The following is a 14397-nucleotide window of genomic DNA, read 5'->3' on the forward strand; positions in this document are numbered from 1 at the left end:
TGCTTCAGTTTTAAACTCTTCAGGATAACGCTTACCGCTCATGGGCACCTCTCTTTAAGTCATCTTAAATGACTCTGAGGTGTCTGTTAAACGCGTGGCGATTCAAAATACGTGAGCTAAAGAAAAAGCTACAACGCATTGAAATGGAAAACGACATATTAAAAAAGGCTACCGCGCTTTTGATGTCAGACTCCCTGAACAGTTCTCGTTAATCGAAAAACTCAGAGCGCAGTATCCTGTGGTCACACTCTGCCAGGTGTTCGGGGTTCATCGCAGCAGCTACAAATACTGGGTGAAAAGCCCCGAAAAGCCAGACGGCAAGCGGGCTGTATTACGTAGCCAGGTTCTGGAGCTGCATAACATTAGCCATGGCTCTGCTGGCGCGAGGAGTATCGCCATTATGGCAACCCTGAGAGGTTTCAGAATGGGACGCTGGCTTGCCGGCAGACTCATGAAAGAACTGGGACTGGTTAGTTGTCAGCAACCCACCCACCGGTATAAACGTGGTGGCCATGAACACATTGCTATCCCAGACCACCTTGAGCGACAGTTCGCAGTGACAGAGCCTAATCAGGTGTGGTGCGGCGATGTGACGTATATCTGGACAGGCAGGCGCTGGGCTTACCTCGCCATTGTTCTCGATTTGTTCGCCAGGAAACAGGTAGGCTGGGCAATGTCATTCTCACCGGACAGCAAGCTAACCATCAAAGCGCTGGAAATGGCGTGGGAAACCCGAGGTAAACCAGCGGGAGTGATGTTCCCCAGTGACCAGGGTAGCCACTACACAAGCAGGCAGGTCCGGCAGTTATTGTGGCGTTACCGGATCAGGCAAAGTATGAGCCGACGCGGAAACTGCTGGGATAACAGCCCGATGGAACGCTTCTTCAGAAGTCTGAAAAACGAGTGGGTGCCAGTGACAGGCTATATAAACTTTAGCGAAGCAGCTCATGCGATCACAGACTATATCGTCGGGTATTACAGTTCGGTAAGGCCGCATGACTATAACGGTGGGTTACCCCCAAACGAATCGGAAAACCGATACTGGAAAAACTCTAAAGCCGTGGCCAGTTTTGGTTGACCACTTCAAACAACTCAACCCATCTATGCTGCACTTTCTGGCTGAATGCTTAACCCTGTCTGTTGAACGGCGGCATAACCCTAAAGGCTATACCGCCAGCGCCATATTATCGCGCCATTAACGCAAACACCCCCCAGCCAAAGTACTCCCGCGTGTACGTCACATGACGTTCAGGCGCTATCGTCAGCTCCGCCCGAACCTCCTGCGCGAAGTCATCATCTGGGTTTTCCTCCAGCCAGCGCCGCATGGTCATCCATTTTGCGGCTTCGTACCTGTCCCAGCCTTCCTGGTCAGCCAGCACCATTTCAACCAGGTCATAGCCCTGTTGATCGAAAGACGCAACCAGACCGGGCAGAGTGAGAAAGTCTGCAATCGACGAGATGCCGCAGGCCTGAGCTATCTCTGCCGTCGCGGGTACCTGACGCCAGTACGGTTCGCCGATGAGCATTATTCTCCCAGGCTTGAGGCTTTTTGCCAGCAGATCCATCGTCCCGGCTACGCCCCCCGCAATCCAGGTTGCGCCAACGCAGGCCGCCACGTCACATTTTTCATTCGCGACGTAGCCGGCCGCGTCGTTATGAATGAAATGGACGCGTTCGCTGACGCCGAGTTCCTCTGCGCGCCGCGTGGCCTGCGCGGTGAAGAGCGGGCTCATATCGATACCGATACCGGTAATGGCGTGATCCCTAGCCCAGGTACAAAGCATCTCTCCCGAGCCGCTGCCGAGATCGAGAATGCGAGTGCCTGGCTTCATGCGTAACACGCGGCCCAGCGTCGCGTACTTCTCTGGTGTAAAGGGGTTATGAATGCGGTGTTCGCTTTCGCTAACAGTAAAAATACGTGGGATATCCATCATCCTCTCCTTAACGATTATCAGGCTGAGCGCGAACGTTGTTCAGCCCGGTGGTGTTAATGCGGTAGGGCTGACCGTTAACGGATTTGATCAGCTTTTTGGTTTTGAGCTTTTTGAAAACGGCGAGCGTGCAGTCAGCCAGCAGTAGCCCTTCGCGGCTATAGCATTCAACGGCGGTGACGCGGCCGGAGGTATCGCGGACGTGCACAATACGGCCACCTTTGGCGAGAACGTGTAAGGTACGTTGTTCCTGACGGGATAAATTCATACTGGAAAACCTGTTTAATCATCATGTGCAAAACGTGCAAACACACAGCGGTGTCCGCATACGATTTCGGCGCATTGATAATCAGTCCGGCCTGGAAAGGTCGGGAAGCTGATTATCGGATGATTACATTCTCCAGCATCAAAGCCTCGGTTTGAGTTGATAGGTATTTACGGGGTGAATGATAACACCTGGTTATTGTCAGTGAATACCCAGGGGTGAAAAATGTGATCCCGGTTAGTATCGGGCTGAGGAGAGGGGATCATTCCTGGCCGCTCTTAATTTTGCTGTCGACCTGAGGCTGTGGTTTGCTGAAAAGATATCCCTGCACAAGCTCGCAACCCAGAGCCTGAAGCCGCTCAAGCTGCTCTTCGGTCTCAACGCCCTCAGCTATGACGCCCATATTAAGGCTTTTAGCCATACCGGTAATCAGCTTCACAATATTAAGCGCATCTTCCTGCGTAGATATCGGATTGACAAAAGATTTATCGATCTTGATTTTATCAAAATTCAGTTCGCTGAGTCTGGAGAGCGACGAATAGCCCGTGCCAAAATCATCAATGGAGATTCTTACGCCCAGTGCGCGGAGTTTTTTCAGAATCGCAATGGGGTTATTTCTGTCACTGAAGAGGGATGACTCCGTGACCTCTAACTCAAGACGGTTAGCCGGGAGCCCGGTTTCAGCCAGAACGGACTGCACCGTATTAATAAATGATTTGCTGCCCAATTGAACAGGCGAGACGTTGACGGAGATCCTGGCCGGAACAGTCCAGGAGACCGCTTCCCTACAGGCCAGTTTAAGTACGGTTTTACCTATCTCGTTGATCATGCCTGTTTTTTCAGCGGCGAAAATAAAGCTATCCGGGGCAAGCATTCCCTTTACAGGATGCATCCAGCGAATCAGCGCTTCATAGCCGTAAATTTCCTTGCTGACGGAATTCACAATAGGCTGGTAATAAACAACAAATTCATCATTCTCTATCGCTCTTGCCATATCATTTTCAAGGGTTCTGCTTTCCTGCAACTTCTGTAGCATTCGCTGGCGGAAGACTTTGATTTGCTGAGAACCTTCTTTCTTGGCTTCATAGAGCGCCAGATCGGCAAATTTATAAAGGTAATCTGAACGTCGTTCGTTATCCGATAAAACAATACCCACACAGGTGGCTATTTTGATGAGTTGATTATTAATTGTATAGGGCTTGCTGATGCTATCACTGATTTCTCGCGCGCGTGAAACGGCTGCGGCTTCGGTTAAGCCACTGGAGAGAAACGCAAATTCGTCGCCGCCCAAACGATAAAATGTCTCTGAAAAGCGGCCCAAAGCATTAAGGCGCGTGGATACCTCACGTAACAGTAAATCCCCGGTATCATGACCGTAGGTATCATTCACCTCTTTGAATCGGTCTAAATCGAATAACATCACCGTGACCGAAATATGTTTTTTCTCAGCCTGTAGATTAAGTTTATTGAGATCATCCCAAAAGAAAAGACGGTTTTTCATGCCGGTAAGGGAGTCATGATAAACATCGTATTCCAGTTTTGTATTCTGGATTTGCAGGGTTTCTTTGGATAGCTGAAGTTCTTCAGCCAGCGTTTTCACCTGCATATGGGCTTTTAGGATATTTTTATTTTGATAGATAATCAAAAAGCCCAGTATGAAGCTTAAAATAACCAGCAACAGCGAAAGTGCCGAATAAATATAATACAGAACCTGTATTTTAAGGTTGGTTTCATTGATTGTATTAACATCTTTTGTTAAAGCCGTGGATGAAAGCTGGCTTAGCGGGGCATCCAGTGAATGCATATTTTTCAGATAGAGCTTTAACTCTGAACGGCTCATTTTCTCAAGATGACCATCCAGATAGTTCAGTATATTTTCCAGGCGTAAGGCGAGCGCCTGATGCGCTTTTTCGCTGTTTATATAACGACCCAGGCCGCCCTCTTTCAATAAATCATTCTGGCTCAGCATGATTTCCAGGCGCATGCGAACCTGGTCTACCGTAACGTCATCAGTCTCGGTTGCGTACAGTCCAATCCATGATTCAAATCGGTAATATTCAGATACCAGTTGGGCTACAGACCAGGACTCAGTGTAGTGAGTCAATTTTTGCAACTCTTGCTGACGATCGTAAACAAGAAATGCTATATATCCCGTAGTGATAAAAAGAGAAAAAATGATACCAACCAGTATCCTGTTCATTATGTTCTCCTGAACTACTATTCAATCTTCATTTTGCTGACCTGCCATGCCGATCGCGAGTAATAAATCTGATTATTAAGTTCAGGAAGACTGTCATAAGGGTAGACGATGAATGACGGACCTTTATCGCGGATGCGCATATATTCGCCATTGACCTTTAAAGCCAGGATGGCGTTGTATTTCTGGAAGTCGCTGAGAGGGATGACGGTAGTGTAATCATTGAGTGCAATCACATTCAGGACAGAACCCTTTGCACCCACATACTCCATGAGTTTGCGCATCGGGATACCCTCAAACTTCGTGCGGCCATTATACCAGGGAGAGGTCGTCTGGAAACTCACCATGCCCAGTTTTTCAAGGCTGGCAATATCAAAAACGGCATTTCCATTTTCGTTCGTATTTTCTATATTACCGGTAATGGTTAAGATGGGTTTGCCCACAGGCTTTGGCAGTTCGCCAGCCCAGCTTAAACTTTGTACCAAAAAGCAGCACAGCATTAGGATTATTCGCATATTGGCCTCCTCTTTTTAACAGAAGTATAAGAATTATAAGTTATTTATCCTATAAGTTTGTCTATTTTGTTGAACGCCACGCCTTTTTGCAAACGCTACTTGATTAAAATCATAAAAATCAAAATGATAGCTGTATTTTGCCCCATGATTGCAGACCGCTGGCTGAAGCTTACGTTTTTTAAAACATAAAAACTTAGTGTAATAAACCACCCGAGTTTAAAAAATGATCGCTTTGATTTATTGATATATTTACGCACCCCCATTTTTTATCAATGGTGGCATCGTTAAGATGAATTTATTTGTACAAAGAATGATAACGCACCCTCAATGTGAGGGAATAAGAGAGTGCGCGTACCTCTGACGTCGTTGGCACTGAGTTTCGCTTAACCCGCCTCCAGCATACTGAAACTGACGATCCGCGAGCGCCCCAGCTCTTTCGCCCGGTAGAGCGCCACGTCTGCCGCGCGCAGCAGGTCGTCGCTTTGGGCGTGCTGCGGGTAACTGGCGATCCCGATCGACACATCTACCGGGCCAATCTCAGCAAGCCCATAACGTAGCGACAGCGTATGGACGCCGTTATAAATCTCCGTTGCGCAGGCGTGAGCCGCTTCCTCATCCGCACCCGTAAGTAGCACCAGAAACTCTTCGCCACCAAAGCGGAATGCCAGGCCGGCATCGTGCACGGCACGCTGAACAATTGTCGCCACGCTCTTAATCACATGATCGCCAGCCTCATGGCCGAAGCGATCGTTAATGCTTTTAAAGTGATCGATGTCGATCATCATGCAGCTCACCGGTTCATCATTGCGCATCGCCTGAGCTATCTGAGTGCGCAGGGTATCTTCAAGGTGGTGGCGGTTACGCAAGCCGGTGAGCGGGTCGAATAGCGCTTTTTCCAGCAGGGCATCCCGCAGACGCTGGTTGGCCAGCGCCAGACCCAGGGCTTCCGCCATTAATTCGAGATAGGCGCGGGACGGTGCCGTTTCAGGCGTGATGTTCTGAAAAGACAGCAAACCAATGGCTTCCCCCTGCGCAATGAGCGGCACGCAGAGTGAACTGTCTTTTTGTGATTCAGGCAGATGCTGGCAACCGATATCCGGCTCGCCGTTGACCGGTGGGTGGCTCTGACCACGGCGTATGGCCCAGCATTGATCGGGGTGGAAAGCATTTTTTTCTCCCTGGGGAGATAACCATTCCGCTGCACAGCGCATCTCCCACGGGTTTCGATCCAGAATATACAGACGCCCGGCGACACCCGGCGCAATGTTGGGAGCAAACAGCTCTGCCACCTCAATCACGTCGCTAACGTTCTCGCAGCCCTGCAAGCGCTGGGTCATTCGCGCGAGCAGCTCGCGGATGGCCCAGTCTGCGTCGCGTTCTTTTTCAAGCCGCTGCCTTGCCAGCCCGTTCTCGCGGAAAATGCGAATGGCCTGCGCCATATCGCCTATCTCATCGACCTGGTTGAAATTTGGCGTTTCGACGGCGTAATCCTGTGAGGCCAGCCGGTGAACCACATCACTGAGGCGCACCACCGGGCGCAGCACGCGGTGCTTGAGAATAAAACCCATCACGAATAAGAAGAGCAGGGCGGTCAGGCCGACCATCATTTCAGAGGCGGTACGCAGGGTTTTTGACGTGTTGGTCGCTGCCTGGACATCGGCGATAATGCGCTTATCCAGAAGCACACGAAAATGGTCAATCTTGCTTTGGGCGCGTTCCATTTCAAGTTCGTAGATTTTGCCGAAGAGTAACGCAATGGCCTGTTGTTCCTCACCCCTGGCGACGCTGGCAATTGCTGCCTGCTGTTCATCCTGTAGGTCATCGACAATCTTCAGCCCTTCGTACAGCAGCGCCAGCTCTTCGCCCGTTGCGCCCGTATCTTTTAACTGGCCCAGCTTGCGCTCGATATTCTTCAGTTCGCCTTCTTTCGCCTGGTACGTTTTCAGCACATCGGGCTCTTTTTTGATGGCGTAAAGGCGCGCTAAGTCGGAGAGCATCCAGGTTTCTGCTTCAATCTCTTCCGTAAGCTGGTCAAAAATTTGTCGTTGCTTAACAGCCTGACGTTCTACGTTGTCGGCATGGGAAGCCATCAGCATGACGATACCGGAAGCAATGGTCAGGCACACCGTGACACCATAGGCCCAGTTTGTGATCGTGGCGATTCGCACCTGTTGGATCCTTCTACGACAAATGTGGAAGAGCGTTCATTAAAGATTATAGAAAACCCCTGATTTATCGCGAAAAAAAAGGCGGCACCGGGCCGCCTGTCAAAACGCGTTTAGTTAGAGATCCGGAGGATTTTTTCCTTCTTCGATAAAATCTGCGTCCAGCTCCTCGGCGTTGCCTGCGTGGTCGCGGCCGGAGAAGAGGTTCCAGCAGGCGATAAACAGGGCGGCAATCAGCGGCCCAATCACAAAGCCGTTAATGCCGTACAGCTCCATACCGCCGAGCGTGGTGATCAGTATCAGGTAGTCCGGCATTTTGGTGTCTTTGCCCACCAGCAGCGGACGTAAAAGGTTGTCCACCAGCCCGACGATAATGACAAAGAAGCCCACAATGAACAGACCCTGCCACAGCTGGTGAGTGGCAAACAGGAAGATGGCGGCGGGAACCCAGACGATAGCCGAGCCGACGGCGGGCACCAGGGAGAGGAACGCCATCAGCGCTCCCCACAGTACGCTACCGTCAATACCGACGATGGCAAAGGCAATACCGCCAAGCGTACCTTGAACCACCGCCACGACCGCCGTACCTTTTACTGTAGCTCGCGAGACGCCGACAAACTTCGCGAACAGGTGCTGTTTGACGAAGTCAGACAGCGGCAGCGAGTCGAGGATCTGGCGCACCAGATAGGGCCCGTCTTTGAGCAGGAAAAACAGCAGGTACAGCATAATGCCGAAGCTAATAGCAAAGCCGAACGTCCCTTTACCAATCAGGAACGCGCTACCCGCCAGATACTGTCCGCCCTGTAACGCGACATCGGAAAGCTTTTTCTGGATCTGCGCGGCGTTGGTCAGGTTGTGATCCGCCAGGAAGCCGCTGGCCCAGTCCGGCAGGCGGTTGAAGATACCGGCGATGACTTCCGGGAACTGCGTGTTGTTCTGTTGCAGCTTGGTGTAAACCATGTTCAGTTCCACCGCGAGCGAGGAAAGGATCACCATCAACGGAATAAACACGATCAGGCAGATAATGCCGAGTGTGAGGAGGGAAGCCAGCCCGTTGCGATCGCCCAGCGCGGTACGCAGCTTGTTTTTCACCGGGTTGAAAATGATGGTCAGGATCGCGGCCCACAGAATCGCCGAGAAATAGGGTGACAGCACGTCAAAGAAAGCCCAGGTTACAAGGGCCAGGATGAGAATAAAGAAACCTTTGGTCAGTCCGTTAAATCGCATAGTGAGTCCTGGTGAAGAAGAAACTGTGTCGACTATAGAACTGATTTAAGGATTTACCAATAATTGCGCCGAAGTCGTGCCGGGTGGCTTTTTGTTAACAATCGCGGTATAACACCCTTCTTTGGATGTTTAGATGTCCATACGTTTAGAAGGTAATATGCAAACAGAACAACAAAACGGGCAGCTTAAGCGCACCATGAAAACCCGCCACCTGATTATGCTCTCGCTGGGTGGCGTTATCGGCACAGGGTTATTCTTCAATACCGGATACATCATTTCGACAACTGGCGCGGCGGGCACGCTGCTGGCGTATCTTATCGGTGCGCTGGTGGTCTGGCTGGTTATGCAATGCCTGGGGGAACTTTCCGTGGCGATGCCGGAAACCGGGGCGTTCCACGTCTACGCCGCTCGTTATCTCGGCCCGGCGACAGGGTATACCGTGGCGTGGCTGTACTGGTTGACCTGGACGGTGGCGCTCGGATCGAGCTTTACCGCAGCCGGGTTCTGTATGCAGTACTGGTTCCCGCAGGTTCCCGTCTGGACGTGGTGCGTCGTCTTTTGCGTAGTGATTTTTGCTCTTAACGTGATTTCCACGCGTTTCTTCGCCGAAGGGGAATTCTGGTTCTCGCTGGTGAAAGTCATCACCATCATCGCCTTCATTATTCTCGGCGGAGCGGCGATCTTCGGTTTTATCCCGATGCAGGATGGGTCACCGGCGCCGGGCTTGAGCAACATTACTGCCGAAGGCTGGTTCCCGCACGGCGGTCTGCCGATCCTGATGACCATGGTGGCGGTCAACTTTGCCTTCTCAGGTACAGAGCTTATCGGCATCGCGGCAGGGGAAACGGAAAACCCACACAAGGTTATTCCGGTTGCTATTCGCACCACCATCGCCCGGCTCATCATCTTCTTTATTGGCACCGTGTTTGTGCTGGCGGCGCTGATCCCCATGCAGCAGGCTGGCGTGGAGAAAAGTCCGTTTGTGCTGGTGTTTGAAAAGGTCGGCATTCCGTATGCGGCGGATATCTTTAACTTCGTGATCCTGACGGCGATCCTCTCGGCGGCGAACTCGGGCCTGTACGCCTCTGGCCGTATGCTGTGGTCTCTGTCTAACGAGAAAACGCTGCCGCGCTGCTTTGCCCGCGTCAACAAAAACGGCGTGCCGCTGACGGCGCTCTCCGTTTCCATGCTGGGCGGCGTGCTGGCGCTGTTCTCCAGCGTGGTCGCGCCGGATACGGTGTTTGTGGCGCTGTCAGCCATTTCCGGTTTTGCGGTGGTGGCAGTGTGGATCAGCATCTGCGCGTCGCACTTTGTGTTTCGTCGCCGTCACGTGCAGTCCGGGCAACCGCTTTCGGCGTTGCAGTATCGCGCGCCATGGTATCCGCTGGTGCCCGTGCTTGGCTTTATCCTCTGCCTGGTGGCCTGCGTCGGCCTGTGGTTTGACCCCAGCCAGCGTATTGCCCTTTATTGCGGGCTTCCGTTTGTCGCCCTGTGTTATGGTGCGTACTACCTGACCCGAAACCTGACCACGCAGGAGCCTGAACATGTCGCAGAATAATCCGCTTACCGCCCTCCTTGAAAACCAGCCGTTTGTCGTGCTGGATGGGGCAATGGCAACGGAGCTGGAAGCGCGCGGTTGTAACCTTGCCGACAGCCTCTGGTCGGCTAAAGTGCTGATGGAAAACCCGGAGCTGATCCGTGACGTACACCTCGACTACTACCGCGCGGGGGCACAGGTGGCGATCACCGCCAGCTATCAGGCGACACCCGCGGGCTTTGCCGCTCGCGGGCTGGACGAGTCGCAATCCCGGGCGTTGATTGGCAAAAGCGTAGAGCTGGCACGCAAAGCGCGGGAAGCGTACCTGGCTGAGAACGCAAATGCAGGCACGCTGCTGGTGGCGGGATCTGTGGGCCCTTACGGCGCGTATCTGGCCGATGGTTCCGAGTATCGCGGCGATTACGTGCGTAGCGCTGAAGAATTCACCGCCTTCCACCGCCCGCGTGTAGAGGCGCTATTGGATGCGGGCGCGGATTTGCTGGCCTGTGAAACGCTGCCTTCGTTCACTGAGATTAAGGCGCTGGCGGCGTTGCTGACGGCGTATCCCCGCGCCCGGGCATGGTTCTCATTTACCCTGCGTGACAGCGAGCACCTGAGTGACGGAACGCCGCTGCGGGATGTCGTTTCTGCGCTGGAAAACTACCCGCAGGTTGTCGCGCTGGGGATCAACTGTATCGCGCTGGAAAACACCACCTCGGCGCTGACGCATCTGCACAGCCTGACATCGCTGCCGCTGGTGGTCTATCCGAATTCCGGCGAGCATTATGATGCGGTGAGCAAAACCTGGCATCACCACGGTGAAGCGTGCGAGACGCTGGCGGGGTATTTACCGCAGTGGCTGGCGGCTGGCGCTAAATTAATCGGGGGATGTTGCCGGACCACGCCGAAAGATATTGCTGCGCTGACGGTTCAGCGCTGAGGTCTTTGCCGGGTGGCGGCTGCGCCTTACCCGGCGAAACAACCGCACAAAATTCACTATCCTTTCCCGCTTTTTTTCTAAAAACGAATCGTCATTAGCGATTCTTTTTTATTCCTTTATCAAAATTCTCGCGCCGGAAATACTGCCCTCATAACAACAAGGGAGCAGACATTATGGCAATTTCATCGCGGATCACACTTCTCGGCGCACTGGCGCTGTGGGCATTTCAGGCGCAGGCGGTGGACGTCACCGTCGCGTATCAGACTTCCGCTGAGCCGGCGAAAGTCGCGCAGGCGGATAACACCTTCGCCAAAGCGAGCGGGGCGAACGTCGACTGGCGCAAGTTCGACAGCGGCGCGGCGATTGTGCGGGCGTTAGCCTCGGGCGACGTGCAGATTGGCAACCTGGGCTCCAGCCCGCTGGCGGTGGCCGCCAGCCAGCAGGTGCCGATTGAAGTTTTCCTGCTGGCGTCGCAGCTCGGAAATTCCGAAGCGCTGGTGGTGAAGAAAAGCATCACGAAACCCGAAGATTTGATCGGCAAACGCATCGCGGTGCCGTTTATCTCCACCACGCATTACAGCCTGCTGGCAGCGCTGAAACACTGGGGCATTAAGCCCGGCCAGGTGCAGATCATCAACCTGCAACCTCCGGCGATTATTGCCGCCTGGCAGCGTGGCGACATCGACGGAGCATACGTCTGGGCGCCCGCCGTCAACGAACTGGAAAAAGAGGGCACCGTGCTGACCGACTCCGAAAAAGTGGGGCAGTGGGGCGCGCCAACCCTTGATGTCTGGGTGGTACGTAAGGACTTTGCCGAGAAACACCCAGAAGTGGTGAAAGCCTTCGCCAAAAGCGCCATCGACGCACAGCAGCCATACATCAGCAACCCGGATGAATGGCTGAAACAGCCCACCAACCTGGAGAAACTCTCACGTCTGAGCGGCGTGCCGGAAGCTGACGTGCCGGGGCTGGTAAAAGGCAACACCTATCTGACGCCTGATCAGCAGGTCCACCAGCTGAACGGGCCGGTAAGCAAAGCGATTGTTGACACTGCGACGTTCCTGAAAGAGCAGGGCAAAGTGCCTGCGGTGGCGGCGGATTACAGCCAGTTCGTGACCGATCGCTTTGTGAAATAAGGGGGCTGCAATGCTGAACATTACAAACCTGTCTGCCGATTACGGCGGCAAACCCGCCCTGGAAGCGATCAACCTGACGCTGGACAGCGGTGAACTGCTGGTGGTGCTGGGACCGTCCGGCTGCGGGAAAACGACGCTGCTGAACCTGATCGCCGGGTTTGTACCGTATCAGCACGGCTCGATCCAACTGGAAGGGAAACGGGTCACGGGGCCGGGCGCAGAGCGCGGCGTGGTTTTCCAGAACGAAGGGTTACTCCCGTGGCGAAACGTTCAGGAAAACGTTGCGTTTGGTCTGCAACTGGCCGGTGTAGCGCGTGAACAGCGCCTGAATACGGCGCGCGATATGCTGAAAAAGGTCGGGCTGGAGGGGGCTGAAAAACGCTTTATCTGGCAGCTTTCAGGCGGGCAGCGTCAGCGCGTCGGGATCGCCCGTGCGCTGGCGGCTAACCCACAGCTGCTGTTGCTGGACGAACCTTTCGGGGCGCTGGACGCCTTCACCCGCGAGCAGATGCAAACCCTGCTGCTGCGCCTGTGGCACGAAACCGGCAAGCAGGTGCTGTTAATCACCCACGATATCGAAGAGGCCGTGTTTATGGCGACGGAGCTGGTGCTGCTCTCACCGGGGCCGGGACGCGTGCTGGAGCGCCTGCCGCTTGAGTTTGCCCGGCGCTATGTGGCGGGAGAACCGGTACGCAGCATCAAATCCGATCCGCTGTTTATTGAACAGCGTGAATACGTCTTAAGCCGCGTGTTTGAGCAACGGGAGGCGTTCTCATGAGCATTGTTTTCAGTGAAAAAACGCGGCGGACGCGCCTTGCCTTACGCTGGCCGTTCTCTCGCCAGCTCACTTTAAGCGTCAGCACGCTGGTGGTGTTGCTGGCGGTATGGTGGGCGGTTGCCGCGCAGCAGTGGGTCAGCCCGCTGTTTCTGCCCCCGCCAGGCCAGGTTCTGGAAAAACTGATTACTATCGCCGGGCCGCAGGGCTTTATGGATGCCACGCTCTGGCAGCATTTAGGCGCCAGTCTGACGCGTATTCTGGTGGCGCTGCTGGCGGCGGTCATTATTGGCGTTCCGGTGGGGATCGCGATGGGACTGAGCCCGACGGTACGCGGCATTCTCGACCCGCTGATAGAGCTTTACCGTCCCGTCCCGCCGCTGGCTTACTTGCCCCTGATGGTGATCTGGTTTGGCATCGGCGAGACGTCAAAGATCTTACTGATATACCTGGCGATTTTTGCGCCGGTCGCGATGTCGGCCCTGGCTGGCGTAAAGAGTGCGCAGCAGGTACGCATACGTGCGGCGCAGTCGCTCGGCGCCAGCCGCGCGCAGGTCCTGCTGTTCGTCATTTTACCGGGCGCGCTGCCGGAGATATTGACCGGGCTGCGCATCGGCCTTGGGGTGGGTTGGTCTACGCTGGTGGCGGCAGAGCTGATAGCCGCCACGCGCGGCCTTGGGTTTATGGTGCAGTCGGCGGGAGAGTTCCTGGCGACTGATGTGGTACTGGCAGGGATCGCAGTGATCGCCGCGATCGCCTTTGGATTAGAACTGGGACTGCGCGCGCTACAGCGTCGCCTGACGCCCTGGCATGGAGAAATACAATGAGTGAACGTCTGACGATTATCCCGTTGGGGCCGTACATTGGCGCGCAAGTGTCGGGCCTGGACGTAACCCGTCCGCTGAGCGATAACCAGTTTGAGCAGCTGTACCACGCGGTGCTGCGTCATCAGGTGGTGTTCCTGCGTGAACAGGCCATTACCCCGCATCAGCAGCGCGCGCTGGCCCTGCGTTTTGGCGACCTGCATATCCACCCCGTCTATCCGCATGCGGAAGGGGTGGAGGAGATTATCGTCCTCGACACCCACAACGATAACCCGCCGGATAACGATAACTGGCATACCGATGTGACCTTTATCGACACACCGCCAGCCGGGGCGATTCTTGCGGCGAAGCTGTTGCCTGAGACGGGGGGCGATACGCTGTGGGCCAGCGGGATCGCAGCGTTTGAGGCGCTCTCCGCGCCGCTCCAGACCCTACTGAGCGGCCTGCGGGCGGAGCATGACTTCAAAAAATCATTCCAGGAATATAAGTACCGTAAAACGGAAGAGGAGCACCAGCGCTGGCTGGATGCGGTCGAAAAACATCCCCCGCTGCTGCACCCGGTGGTGCGTACGCATCCGGTGACCGGAAAGCAGGCGCTGTTTGTGAATGAAGGGTTTACCACGCGTATCGTGGACGTAGCGGAGAAAGAGAGCGAGGCGCTGCTCAGCTTCCTGTTTGCGCATATCACGAAACCCGAGTTTCAGGTGCGCTGGCGCTGGCAGGAGAACGATCTGGCGATCTGGGATAACCGCGTCACGCAGCATTACGCCAATGCGGATTACCTGCCGCAGCGAAGGATTATGCAGCGGGCGACGATCCTGGGGGATAAGCCGTTCTACCGTGCGGTTTGAGCCCCTCACCCTAACCCTCTCCCCAAAGGGGCGA

General features: G+C 54.4%; 12 protein-coding genes and 1 pseudogene. 7 read left to right on the top strand and 6 right to left on the bottom strand.

Annotation, left to right across the window (positions count from 1 at the left end):
- Positions 1–98: 98 nt before the first annotated feature.
- Positions 99–1078: pseudogene (locus ACOTX1_RS14385) on the top strand (IS3 family transposase); the annotation flags it as partial.
- Positions 1079–1184: 106 nt separating this feature from the next.
- Here the strand turns inward: ACOTX1_RS14385 and ACOTX1_RS14390 are convergent.
- From ACOTX1_RS14390 to ACOTX1_RS14415, 6 genes are all read right to left on the bottom strand, one after another.
- Complete coding sequence (locus tag ACOTX1_RS14390; RefSeq protein WP_032608613.1) at positions 1185–1931, bottom strand: SAM-dependent methyltransferase; 747 nt, start codon at positions 1929–1931, stop codon at positions 1185–1187.
- 10 nt (positions 1932–1941) lie between these two features.
- Complete coding sequence (locus tag ACOTX1_RS14395) at positions 1942–2199, bottom strand: YjhX family toxin (RefSeq protein ID WP_003863178.1); 258 nt, start codon at positions 2197–2199, stop codon at positions 1942–1944.
- 259 nt (positions 2200–2458) lie between these two features.
- On the bottom strand, positions 2459–4396 hold the full coding sequence (locus tag ACOTX1_RS14400; protein ID WP_022650439.1) for a putative bifunctional diguanylate cyclase/phosphodiesterase: 1938 nt from the start codon (positions 4394–4396) through the stop codon (positions 2459–2461).
- Between the two features lie 17 nt (positions 4397–4413).
- Positions 4414–4908 carry a molybdopterin-dependent oxidoreductase gene (locus tag ACOTX1_RS14405; RefSeq protein WP_022650440.1) on the bottom strand — a complete coding sequence of 165 codons (495 nt, stop codon included), beginning with the start codon at positions 4906–4908 and terminating at the stop codon, positions 4414–4416.
- 383 nt (positions 4909–5291) lie between these two features.
- Positions 5292–7076, bottom strand: a complete 1785-nt coding sequence (locus ACOTX1_RS14410) for a diguanylate cyclase (RefSeq protein WP_032608617.1) — start codon at positions 7074–7076, stop codon at positions 5292–5294.
- A gap of 114 nt (positions 7077–7190) precedes the next feature.
- Positions 7191–8300 carry an AI-2E family transporter gene (locus ACOTX1_RS14415; RefSeq protein WP_003863175.1) on the bottom strand — a complete coding sequence of 370 codons (1110 nt, stop codon included), beginning with the start codon at positions 8298–8300 and terminating at the stop codon, positions 7191–7193.
- 157 nt (positions 8301–8457) lie between these two features.
- Here ACOTX1_RS14415 and mmuP point away from each other — a divergent pair, with 157 nt between their 5' ends.
- The 6 genes from mmuP to tauD all read left to right on the top strand — a co-directional run bounded on the left by mmuP (position 8458) and on the right by tauD (position 14363).
- The gene (gene mmuP / locus ACOTX1_RS14420) at positions 8458–9858 is read left to right on the top strand and encodes an S-methylmethionine permease (RefSeq protein WP_017383140.1); all 1401 of its coding nucleotides are present in this window, start codon (positions 8458–8460) and stop codon (positions 9856–9858) included.
- Entirely contained in the window at positions 9845–10777 is a 933-nt protein-coding gene (mmuM, locus tag ACOTX1_RS14425) for a homocysteine S-methyltransferase (RefSeq protein ID WP_022650442.1), read from the top strand. Before mmuP ends, mmuM begins: the two co-directional genes overlap by 14 nt.
- A 173-nt stretch (positions 10778–10950) precedes the next feature.
- Entirely contained in the window at positions 10951–11913 is a 963-nt protein-coding gene (tauA, locus tag ACOTX1_RS14430; RefSeq protein ID WP_023315495.1) for a taurine ABC transporter substrate-binding protein, read from the top strand.
- Positions 11914–11923: 10 nt separating this feature from the next.
- Positions 11924–12691 carry a taurine ABC transporter ATP-binding subunit gene (gene tauB / locus ACOTX1_RS14435; protein ID WP_003863171.1) on the top strand — a complete coding sequence of 256 codons (768 nt, stop codon included), beginning with the start codon at positions 11924–11926 and terminating at the stop codon, positions 12689–12691.
- On the top strand, positions 12688–13515 hold the full coding sequence (gene tauC / locus ACOTX1_RS14440; protein ID WP_003863170.1) for a taurine ABC transporter permease TauC: 828 nt from the start codon (positions 12688–12690) through the stop codon (positions 13513–13515). Before tauB ends, tauC begins: the two co-directional genes overlap by 4 nt.
- On the top strand, positions 13512–14363 hold the full coding sequence (gene tauD / locus ACOTX1_RS14445; protein WP_022650444.1) for a taurine dioxygenase: 852 nt from the start codon (positions 13512–13514) through the stop codon (positions 14361–14363). Before tauC ends, tauD begins: the two co-directional genes overlap by 4 nt.
- The last annotated feature ends 34 nt before the right edge of the window (positions 14364–14397 follow it).

Origin of the sequence: Enterobacter cloacae complex sp. IR5401, from assembly GCF_049238425.1 — a bacterium.
In the GTDB taxonomy this organism is placed as follows: domain Bacteria; phylum Pseudomonadota; class Gammaproteobacteria; order Enterobacterales; family Enterobacteriaceae; genus Enterobacter; species Enterobacter hormaechei_C.